Source organism: Streptomyces sp. NPDC043726 (genome assembly GCF_056436565.1).
On record NZ_JBWKCI010000004.1, the window covers coordinates 331,903 to 342,523 of the forward strand.

The window sequence follows — 10,621 nt, forward strand, 5'->3', positions numbered from 1 at the left end:
GCACATGAGCCCCCCATGCAAGGCCCCTTCCGGCTCCTCCCGTCACCGTCCCTGCCCCGGTCCCTCCCGGCGGGGAGCGGACGGACGCCTCGGCGCCACGCCCGGCTCGCCCCCCGGTACGTACCCGCGGGCCGCTTGCTGCCGTTCCTGCCGCTCCACGGCACGACGCTCGTCCGGCAGGACGGCCCGCACGCTCATCTCCCCGCGCAGAGCAGCGGCCTCGTCACGCAGTTCCCGCGAGCGGGCCCGCATGGACCGCGCATCGCGCTCGGCCGAGGCCGAGCCGCGCACGGCACTGTCGCGGGCTCCCGCCAGAGCTGCCGGGAGCGTTCCGCCGGCCCGCTCCCACTCGTCCAGGGTCCGCCGGTGACCGCCGGGGGCACCGGCCGTGACCGCCGCTTCGTCGCGCTGCCGCTCGGCCAGCGCGATCTCGGCCCGGAGCTGCGCCGCTCGCCGACCCAGCTGTTCCAACGCCCCTTCCAGCTCACGCCGTTCACCGCCCCTGACCACCGGCACTCCGAGCCGGGTGGCGGCGAGCCGAGTCTCGATATCCTCGCGCCGGGAGGCGTTGCCAGCCATCTCGCGCACGGCCTCCTCCGCTCGCTCCCGCGCCGCACGCAGCCGGTGAATCGCCGTCGCCTGATCCGCCAGTGCCCGCACCGACCGCTCGATACGACCGCCCGGAGCCACCGCGGAGTTCAGCTCGGCGGCCCGCTCCTCCAGCGCGGAGGCACTGGCGTCCGCGGCCCGCGCGGCGTCCAGCGCCCGCCGGTGCGCGTCGCGCAGCTGCCGGTCCGACAGCCGTCCGTGCGGCCGCAGATGCCACGCGGCGATCTCGGCCTCCTCCGGTGCCTCCGGCGTCTGAGGCGTCCCCTCCGCCGTACCCCGCAGAGCCCGGCGTGCCAGCTCGCGCCGGGCGTCGCCGCCACGCCGCTCCCGCTCCCGGTCGGCCAGCGCCTGAGGTGCCAGTGCCACCAGCACCTGGCGTGCCTCGTCGGCCGACCGTCCTTCCCGGAGGGCCTCCTGCTCAGCCTCCTCCGCCCGAACCACCAGCTGCCGCAACCGCTCGAGCCGCTCCGGCTCCTGGGCCACCGGGCGCAGCACCTCCACCCGGTTACGGGCGTCACGCGCCGCCTGCTCGGCCGTGTCGCGAGCCTGCTCGGCCCGGTGCAGTTCGGCCAGCGCCTCCGCGACCCGGCGCGCCCGGTCGGCGGCACTCCGGCCCGCGTGGTCGGCCCGGCCGAGTGCCTGCTCGTCCAGTACGGCCACCCGCTCCCGAGGGCCGGACCCCGCACGCCATGCCGCGATCGCCGTATGAGCGCGGTCGTAGTCGGCGGCCGAGACGTCATCCGCCGGACGCTCCCCGAGCGCGATGGTCTCGTGACCGAACTCCCACAGCTCCCGGTAGGTGGACACGGCGGCAGCAGCGTCGTCCCACAACGAACGCGTGGGGTCGTCGGCGGCCGGCCGCGCCCCGAGCACATCGAGCCACGCGGGACCCTCGGCGGCCAGTTCAGCGGCCCGCACGGCCGGGTCGGTCAGGTCCTGGGCGGCCCGCCACAATGCCCGCAGCCGCGTCCCGTCGCCGCTCGCCGCGGGCGCGGGTCCGGTCGGCTCCGCGCCGTCGTGGCCGGCGAGATCGCGGTAGAGCGCGGCCGCCGAGATCCGCCGACGCCAGACCGCCGCCGCAGCGGCCTCACCGGGCTCGGGACCGTAGAACGCAGCCCAGCCCTCACCGGCCTCGGCGTCCAGCACGGCCGACTCGGCCAGGTGCACGGCCCGGGACCGAGCCGCCGCGGCCAGCTCCCGCACGGCCGCCGACGTCTCACGGTCGTCGTGCGGCTCCGGCTCGGGAACGACCAGACCCAGCGCGGCCAGGACGTCGTCGCCCCGCACCTGGGGCACCGTGACGAGTTCGGGAGCGGTCGCCGGCCGGGGCGCCTCGTCCGCACGCCGGTACTCCTCGGGCCGGCCCTCGTCCTCGTCGACCGCACGGGCGTTACGGGCATGCACGACCGCCGCGATGTCGCGGACCGGAACACCGTCCTCGTCGAGGAAACCGCGCGCGTTCCACGTCGCCTCCAGCAACCGATCGGTGTCGAAACCGGCGTCGGCGAGACGGCCCAGCTGGATGCGCAGCGCGGGCCACGCGGGAGCACCCGTGAGCTGCTCGGCGGCGCGCTCTCCGAGAAGCGCGGCCACCGCGTGGCGCGCCCGGTCGTCCGCGACCTGGTCCAGGACGTAGGCGAGACGGCTGGTGTACGTCCGTACCGAACGGGCCTCCTCCCGCAGACGGCGGGCCACGACGGTGGCCGAGTGCTGACTGCCGTCACGGCGCAGCACCGACTGCCACACCTGACGGGCGGTGAGGTGTGCTCCCGGCTCCCCGGTCTCGACGTCGGCATCCTGCGCGGTGACGAGATAGGCGTGGTTGGTGTAGCGGCCGCGGGTCAGCGCCGGATAGGCGCCATTGCGGTCCAGCGAGGCATCGAACAGAGCATGCCCCGCGTCCACGGTGACGCCCTGGGCGCGGTCCTTCGTGATGGCGTAGCCGAGTTCGACGCCCGCGCCCACATAGTCGGCGGGGAGCGTGATCAGGCGCCCGGTCCGGTCGTGCCGAGCCGTGACGGCACCGTCACCCTCGACCGCCTCGACCGTCCAGGTGTCGCCGTTGCGCACCCACTGGCGACCGTCGTGCGTGCGCAGCCGCCGGTCGTTCGCCCGGGTCACCACACGGTCACCGGCCCCCGCCCGGTTGCCGTCCGACAGCGCGGCCTCGGCGACGGTGTCGACCTCGCCACGCGCGATCAGATCGTCCCGGGCACGGGCGTTCAGCTGAGCCACCAGCCCGTTGCTGGAAGCGATCATGATGGCGCTGAGCCCGTCATCACGGTCCTTGCGCCACGCCTCGTACAAGGCGTCGATCATGTGCGAGGCGCCGCCGTGCACAATGCGCCCGCGCTCCGCGTAAGCGTCGAAGGAGGCGTCCGCCTCCCCCCGGGACAGAGCGGCCGCGGCCTCCACCTCCCAGCTACGGATCGTCTTGTCCGCGTCACGGAAGCGCCGCACCTCGGTCAGATACTGAGCCCCGGCGTCGGCCTCGACCAGCTCCAGCACACCGCCCGCCCCGGGCGAACCCAGCTGCCGCGGGTCACCCACCAGCAGCAGCCTTCCCCCGACGCTCTCCACCTGCCGGGACAACGCCAACAGATCCGGCGTGGACGCCTGCCCGGCCTCGTCGACAATCACGATCTGCCCCGGCGCCGGCGACCACTGCGGACCACCCCGCCGCTCGCTCATGTACCGCCAGCGGGCGATGTTCTCCGCCCGGATACCGGCCTCCTCGGCGAGATTGTCGGCCTGGACCTGACCGCCCGCCAGACCCAGCACCGGCAGCCCATGCGCCTCCGCGGCCTCCCGTACCAGCCGCATGATCGTCGTCTTGCCGGTACCGGCCGGACCGATGACAGCACTGATCCGCACATCGGAACCCAGCACGTTCCGTACGACGCGACGCTGCTCCTCGCTGGGGACGAACCCGCGCTCGGCGTCGGCCGCGGCGAGCGCCACGTCGACCTCCTGCGCGCTCAGCACCCGCACGGGCACCGGGCGCGTGGCCCCCTCCACCAGCTCCTGCTCGGCGGCCAGCAGCGAGTGCGAGGTGAACAGCCGCCCGGTCACCACCGGCTCGAACAACGACGTACCGTCGGCCCGCTGGAACCGCTCCGGCAGCGCCACCGTGTCCGGCACGTCCAGGCGCACACACCGACGCGGATCGAGCACCACGTCGGTCACCCGCCGCACCGTGGAATCGAAGGACGCGTCATCCAGACGCACATGCCAGCCACTCACCACCAGCTGCCGGTAGACCTCGGCCGCGGCATTGGAACGCGTCCAATGGGCCCGCTGTCCCTCCAGCACCTCCAGCACCCGGTCCGCCACATCGCTCAACCGCACATCGGTGTCCGCCGCCTCGAGCACAGCCTGCCGCGACGCCTCACGCGCGTGCTGGATCCACTTGTCCGGACGCCGCTTGCCCTGCTGCCGGGCCCGCCGACGCCACGCCCGCCGCTCCTGCTCCACCGTCGTCGCCCGCTTGTCCGGACGCGCGGTCAACGCCGCCGACTGAGCGAGCTTGTACGACTCCGCACGGGACGGCTCACGCCCCTCACGCGCCATGAAATCCCGCGTCAGCGAAGCCAGCGCACCCTCCGTGCTGCGGCGCCGCTCGGAGAAGTGACCCACCATCTCCCCGTCCACACCGAGGAACTCCCGCACCGGCCTCCGCGAGGGGCGCACGGTGTTCTGCCGGGCCTCGGCCAGGACACCGAACTCCGCGGCCATGCCCCGCTCCACCTCGGCCGTGTACTGCTCGGAGAACTCCACAAGGAGGGCGTGCAACGGCCGCGCGTCCAGCGCCAGCCACCGCCCGTCCTCCGTACGCACCTTGGCACTGACGGCGAGGTGCCGGTGAAAGTCCGGATCACCCGCGCGCGAGCTGCGGTGCGTGAAGGAAGCACCGATGAGACCCCTGCCGGACACCTGGACCTGGGCGGCCGCGGTGGGACCGACGCGCGTCCAGCACGCCTCCTTCTCGATGCGAGCGAAGACCTTCTCGAACGCCTCCCGCTCCACCTTCTCCAGCCGTCGGCGCTGCTCGTCATCGGCGGTTGCCCACAGGACCGAGAAGCTCTTCACCGGGGAGAACACCATCTCCCAACCAGCGCGCGCGGTCCTGTTCCCCTCACGATCGGCCTTCGCCCTGAGCTGCTGACGACGCGCCTCGCTCGCCTCCGGCTCGCTCTCCAGATACTGCGCGTACAGATCATCGGCAGGCGTGTACCGCGGCCAGGCCCGCCCCATCTTCTGCCCACTGATCGGGTCCACGGCGTCCTTGAACACGGCATCGGCGGCATCCTGCGTCACCCGCCCGACGAGCCCCATGGCCTCCGCCTGAGCCCCCAGCCACTCCCCCGGAGTGTCCCCGCCGTGCGCCCAGTGGGCCGCCAGATCCTTGACGCCGACCTTCACGTCATCACCGGAGACGGTGGACAGGAGATAGTCGATGCCGGATCCGGACGACAGCGGATGCAGCGTAATCATCGACAACACCTCGCACTCACCGACGACTTGATGTCGCGTGAGGTCAGATGGGTCACCGATGCTGCCATGACTACAGTTCACCCGAAGGATTTCCCAATAGCAAGAGGTGTGACCAACTTATGAGCCTCCGGCTCTCCTTTTTCCTTACGCGCGACGCCAGTTGCGGTGCGCACGACTCTGAGGCGCCACAACTCTGCGCATGAGAAACGAGATTGCGGTTGTGTCGCGCCGTCAAGGCCGACGATCATGGGCACATGACCTCACGACACAACGAGCGCCTCATGGCCCGTCGCGCCGCCCTGCGTGAACAGCACAAGCGGGAACTGGAGGAGGCCAAGCGCCGCCAGGCCGCCCAACTCGCCGTCATCACCGACTTCGACCAGCGCACCGCCCGCTTGGAGGCAGCCGAACTGGACGTCGCCAAGGCCGTGGCCATGGCGGTGGACGTCTTCGGCGGCAGAAAAGAGGCGGCCGACGCGCTGGGACTCACGGGCGCGCAGATACGCGACTACATGAGCCGCTGGGCGGACCACGACGCCGGCACTGACGAGACAGCCCGAAACGAAGCCCCGGACGAAGCCCTCGAGGCACCCTCGCAGCCGACGGAGAACGACCCCTCCTCGCTCCCCGCCGGCTACTGACGAACGTCTGGGCGGCCGCTCACCACCAGATGACAAGATCTCGCAGACAGTCGACCACGACTCGGAACCAGCCCCGGCTGCGACGACGCCTCACCTGCTCACCCCTCTCGGGCCGGACCACGGATCGCGGGGCACCCCGCGACGGAAGGCGGATGCCCCCGGGGAGCGGACCGCTCCCCGGGGGCATCACCGTCACTCCTGACCCTGCTTCCCGAACTGGGCCACCGCGCCCATGATGCTCGCGAGGAGCGATCCCTCCACGGTGGAGGCCGCCGTCTTGGCCTTGCGGATCCGGTTGGCCAAGAGGATCACGTCGCGGTCCGGGTAGTAGCCGCCTTCCGGGTTCTTGTCCCCGTTGGCCTTCCGGCCGCACAGGAACTCGACGAAGTCGCCCTCGCCCCATTCGCCGGCGACCATCTTGTCGACCAGCGGCCTCTCCCAGGTGACGAACGAGGCGTAGAAGCTCTGGCCGGTCTCCACGCTGACCCGGAGGGAGAGCGAGGCACCGCTGTTGCCCTTGAAGACCGTCATCCGCTGGATGTGGCCCTTGGCGTAGGAGATGTAGTTCGGCCTGGGCGTCATGCTCATGCCCTGCTCCTTCTGTCAGGCCGGGACAGTGACCGCCCTGCGGCGGTCCTGGGGCTCTGTGGTCCCCTTCCCGGTGATCGGCCGTAAGCGCCGCGTCGGGCCGGGGGGTCAACCGAGCGCGCTTTTGGCTCGGTTGACCCCCCGGTTCGGCGTGGTGCAGGCTCAGGCACCGGGAAGGGGGGCACAGAGCCCGCACCGCAACCCAGTGGTCACCCCACCGGCCTGCACAAGGAGCTCGCCGACAAGCCCCGGGTCAGCGGCCGCCACGCGGACGGAACGCACCCTCGGACGACCCCGAGCGATCAGAGCTCGCCCCCTCCCACGCAGGGACCACGGCACAGCCACCGCAACGTCATCACCCGGGCAGCCGGCGACTGACGCGCCCGGGTGCAGCGACCGCTCCAGGTTGGTGCCCGCGGTCACACCACGGACACCCGGCGCACGACCCTCCGGCGCCGATTCCTACGGCGCCGACAAGCCCCGGCGAACACCCGGCACGCCCCATGGCCCACGCCTCGCCGGCACCGCGCGAGCAGACACCCGGCGCACTCGCCGGAGACCGCACCCAGACCCGTCCGCACGAGGCCTCGGACCCTTCCCACCGAGCGGCAGCGCGCTCCGCCGGACGCGAACACCAAAGCAGGGCCACCGCGGACAGACGATCCGTCCGCAGCGGCCCCGCTCAGAACACCTCAGCCGACGCCCCAGCCGCGCTCCAGGGCCTCCAGCACGCCCACCGGGACCGACACCTCGTCCCCGGAGACGGGCACACACACGGTGCTGCTCAGCAGGTACGCCCCCAGCTCCTCGATCGGGCGCTCGGACCCGTCCGCGCAACGGAACACTTCCTCGCGCGGCACGACTTCGACGACAGGACTCCACTCATCGTCGGACGAAAGCAGGACAGGGTTCATGATCACGACGCTCCTCGCAGGATCGATGGAGCAGACCTCGGCGAACGGGCCCGCTCCAGCTGTGTGCTGGCGGCGGCGGACACGCAGGCGCATAGGGCGGGATGTCAACCGAGCACGCTTTTCGCTCGGTTGACATCCCGACCGCGCCTGCGAGGCTGACAGAGCCAGCACACAGCGGACCCGCACCCGCACAGGAACCGGACCGATGGCAGCAGCCCCTGGGGCCCACCCGAACCGGGCGGACCCCAGGGGCCGACCTCAGGTCACGATCCTGGACGGCCCCGCGAACTCCTCCGGGACCGCGTCCATGACCAGCTCGTCACAGGGGCCCCCGTTCCAGTAGCCCGCGCCGCGCAACCGGCCCGCGACCCGGAACCCGGCCTTCTCATAGGCCCGCACACCCGCCGCATTGGGCACCAGGACCTTCAGGTGCACCATGCGCAGACAGCAGACGTGGAACGCGTAGTCCAGCGTCAGCCGAGCGGCCTCCGCAGCCAGACCCTTCCCGCGCGCCTCCGGCGCCATCAGCATGATGAACTCGGCCGTCCCCACCTGATGGTCGACGAGAAGCGTCGTCATCCCCACCGGCCGGAGCTCCTCGCCCAGCGCGTGAACGGTGAAGCGGACGTTGCCGCCGCCACCCCGCATCTGGATGCCGAAGCCCTCGACCCGGGCCTGCCACGGCTCGGGCGCACGCCGACCGAACCCGCGGATCGTGGCCGGGTCGTTCTCCCACCGCCAGTACTGCGGCAACAGCGCCTCGTCGAGCGGGCCGAGAGCGACCTGATCCCCCCGCACCCAGATGACCGGTTCTCCCCCGCTCATGCCATGCCTCCGATCGCCTCGGTCCCCGAAGGGATCCGCCGGATGGTCGTGTACGGGACCAGCGGACTCAGCGCGTCCACCGGCCCCTCGCCGGACTCGACCCAGGCGTGCAGCTTGATCTGGTCCGTCCCGATGCCGTGGCACCACGTCGCCCGACGGCCCGACAGGGCCAACGTGACGACCGTGGCGATCGAGTCCTCCAGACACGCCACCCTGACCGGCACGAACCGGGCCACATGCTGCACGGCCCAGAACGCCTGCTGCACCGTCCCGTGCGACGCGGGCCTGCCCACCCTGCCCGCGATCCGGGCCACGGTCAGCAGCCGCGCGAAGCGCCGCCGGGGACGCCCCACGTACTCCACGCCCAGGGTCAGGACGAGCGCCGGAACGGCCATCAGACGCCACGACCAGTGCACCGCCGGCACCGGCTCCAGCCGCGCGATCATCTGCTCCGTCCCCCAGCTCGGCGCCGAGGGCGGAAGCACCAGCGGCTCGGGCCACGCACCCGATGCCGCCGACTTCCGCAGCACGCCCTGGCCGATCAGGTGATCCACCAGCACCAGGACATCGGACCTGTCGACGCCGGCCTCGACCCCCGCACGGGAGACGTCGCCTCCGGTGGCCACCAGAGCCAGCCACACGTCCCGGGCCGCGCCCAGGAACGCCTGGTACGAACCCGTGCGGGTGTCCAGCAGAACCAGCGCCGACCCCGTGTCCATCGCCTGCACCGTCGCAGACACCCTCACCTTGCTCATCACGCGACCTCCCTCTCCTCGTCGTTGGGCTCACGGCCCCACACCACCGGCTCCGCCGCCTTCAGCGACCGCAGCCACACCTCGCCCTCCACCGCGGGCTTCACGTTCGTCCCCGGCAGACCCGCCGCGGCCTGACGCATCGCCCCACGCAGTCGCTCCGGGTCCACCAGACCCCGCGCGGCGAGCTCCCCGTCCGCGAGATCGAGAACCGCGTGGAGATTGGCCCGCAGACCCCGGCAGTGGTCGACCTCGTTGACACCCTTCGTCGCCCGCCGGGCGACCTCCGCGGGCAGCACGCCGGCCAGCGCGGAGGCCAGCAGCGGCTTGTACTCCCACGGCGATCCGCGATCCTCGACCGGCGCCGACAGAACCGCGTCCAGAACCGCCCCGTCCGTGAACGGGTTGTGGATCGGAACGCCCCACGCCTCCATGAGCTGACCGTCGGACCGGGCCGTACGACCGACGCTGCGGACCTCCTCGACCACCTCGTCGTCCTGGTTCCGGATCTCCGGAAGGCTCCGTGCGGCCACCTCGGCGAGCTCCCGGGCCCCAGCCGTGATCCCACCCGACTCCGGCGCCGGCGAGATCGGCTGCCGATTCGGCTGGAACGCCCCCCTGAGGACCGGCCACGGAGACACCCGCAACAGCCGCGACCAGGCCACCGAATGACGCGCCAGCCGCAGCCACTGCCTCTGCCGGACGAGCTCTTCGAGGTGCAGCGGCTGCCAGAGCAGACTGTCGCCCCCGTCACCCGTGAGATGACAGTCGCTGCCCAGCGAGGCCAGCACCTCCGCCTCGGCCCTCAGCCGCGCACTGGTCACGGTCGAAGGAGCCGGCTCGTCGGAGACCGGCACCCGGTCCAGGGCGGAGTAGGGCACGTGACGCGCGTCGAGCGGGAGCAGCACGTGATGCGCCCTGGGGTCCCCCTGCAACGCACGCAACGCGTAACCCACATCCCCCTTGTCCAGCACGCCGTCGGGGTGGATCGTCACGGCGTTCATCGGGCTGTGCCGCATCGCCAGCGTCAGCAGCCCCGTGGAGTCCATGCCGCCGCTGCAGTCACCGCTGGGAGCCCGGGCCGGCCGCACTCGCGCGGCCACCCCCTCCTCCAGCGCCACACGCAGCTTCGCCACCGACGCGTCGACGGTGGACTGCTGCGGTCGCCACACCGGCACGGCCTCGAATCGACGCCCCGGGCGCAGACTCAGACGGCACCCGGCGTCGACCGGGGTCACCCCCGTGAACGCGGACTGCTTGGCGGCCAGGCTGCTCGGCAGAACCAGCGACTTGGCGAGCCAGGAGTCGTCCGGCTGACCGTCCACCAGCGAAGCCAGCGCCCGGGAACTGGACGCCCAGACCTCACCGTCCGCGTACTCGCTGACGTAGATCGGCCAGGCCCCGCCGAGATCGGTGTGGACCGCGACCCCGTCGCCGTCGGCGATCACGACCGTGTAGGCACCCGACCACAGCGGCAGCCGGGCACCCGAGGCGCTGTCCAGCAGCGCGGTCAGCTCCGCGTCACCGGCGGCACAGGTACCCAGCACCGCGATGTTCCGACGGCCGTCACTCACGACCCTTACCTCACTGTCCGCCCAGGAGCCGACGAGCCACAGGGGGAACCTCCCGCCCCACAACACACGCGCGGAGCCGGGCACCGGAAGGAACGGGCCCTCACAGCCCACTCGCCCTCCGAACCAACGCATGACAGAACCTCCGTAGTTGAGATGGGAAAGCAGAAGGGGGTGCCCCCCGGGGAAAACCCGGGAGACACCCCCATCACGCGGGGATCAGGCCG

The 10,621-nt window shown here is 72.1% G+C and carries 7 protein-coding genes; 1 reads left to right on the forward strand and 6 read right to left on the reverse strand.

The features are described 5' to 3' along the window. Window positions 1–42 precede the first annotated feature (42 nt). Window positions 43–5,103, reverse strand: coding sequence for a MobF family relaxase (gene mobF / locus AC068Z_RS13725; protein ID WP_478554801.1), 5,061 nt, complete (start codon window positions 5,101–5,103; stop codon window positions 43–45). 254 nt (window positions 5,104–5,357) lie between these two features. On the opposite strand from mobF, the gene AC068Z_RS13730 reads away from it, so the two are divergent. Then, a complete protein-coding gene (locus AC068Z_RS13730; RefSeq protein ID WP_478554802.1) occupies window positions 5,358–5,744 on the forward strand; it encodes a hypothetical protein in 387 nt (128 codons plus the stop codon). Window positions 5,745–5,936: 192 nt separating this feature from the next. Here the strand turns inward: AC068Z_RS13730 and AC068Z_RS13735 are convergent, their stop codons facing one another. From AC068Z_RS13735 to AC068Z_RS13755, 5 genes are all read right to left on the reverse strand, one after another. Continuing rightward, entirely contained in the window at window positions 5,937–6,332 is a 396-nt protein-coding gene (locus AC068Z_RS13735; RefSeq protein ID WP_478554803.1) for a hypothetical protein, read from the reverse strand. A gap of 692 nt (window positions 6,333–7,024) precedes the next feature. Next, window positions 7,025–7,246 (reverse strand): hypothetical protein, encoded by a 222-nt coding sequence (locus tag AC068Z_RS13740; protein ID WP_478554804.1) that lies wholly within the window; start codon window positions 7,244–7,246, stop codon window positions 7,025–7,027. A gap of 258 nt (window positions 7,247–7,504) precedes the next feature. Continuing rightward, the gene (locus tag AC068Z_RS13745) at window positions 7,505–8,071 is read right to left on the reverse strand and encodes a GNAT family N-acetyltransferase (RefSeq protein WP_478554805.1); all 567 of its coding nucleotides are present in this window, start codon (window positions 8,069–8,071) and stop codon (window positions 7,505–7,507) included. After that, window positions 8,068–8,826 carry a lasso peptide biosynthesis B2 protein gene (locus tag AC068Z_RS13750; RefSeq protein WP_478554806.1) on the reverse strand — a complete coding sequence of 253 codons (759 nt, stop codon included), beginning with the start codon at window positions 8,824–8,826 and terminating at the stop codon, window positions 8,068–8,070. Before AC068Z_RS13750 ends, AC068Z_RS13745 begins: the two co-directional genes overlap by 4 nt. After that, window positions 8,826–10,529, reverse strand: a complete 1,704-nt coding sequence (locus AC068Z_RS13755; protein ID WP_478554807.1) for an albusnodin/ikarugamycin family macrolactam cyclase — start codon at window positions 10,527–10,529, stop codon at window positions 8,826–8,828. The genes AC068Z_RS13750 and AC068Z_RS13755 overlap by 1 nt, the downstream gene beginning before the upstream one ends. Between the last annotated feature and the right edge of the window lie 92 nt (window positions 10,530–10,621).

Coding starts and splice junctions, on each gene's coding strand:
- AC068Z_RS13735 (WP_478554803.1), bottom strand. CDS start 6,332: ATGAGCATGACGCCCAGGCCGAACTACATCTCCTACGCCAAGGGCCAC.
- AC068Z_RS13755 (WP_478554807.1), bottom strand. CDS start 10,529: ATGCGTTGGTTCGGAGGGCGAGTGGGCTGTGAGGGCCCGTTCCTTCCG.
- AC068Z_RS13730 (WP_478554802.1), top strand. CDS start 5,358: ATGACCTCACGACACAACGAGCGCCTCATGGCCCGTCGCGCCGCCCTG.
- AC068Z_RS13740 (WP_478554804.1), bottom strand. CDS start 7,246: ATGAACCCTGTCCTGCTTTCGTCCGACGATGAGTGGAGTCCTGTCGTC.
- AC068Z_RS13750 (WP_478554806.1), bottom strand. CDS start 8,826: ATGAGCAAGGTGAGGGTGTCTGCGACGGTGCAGGCGATGGACACGGGG.
- mobF (WP_478554801.1), bottom strand. CDS start 5,103: ATGATTACGCTGCATCCGCTGTCGTCCGGATCCGGCATCGACTATCTC.
- AC068Z_RS13745 (WP_478554805.1), bottom strand. CDS start 8,071: ATGAGCGGGGGAGAACCGGTCATCTGGGTGCGGGGGGATCAGGTCGCT.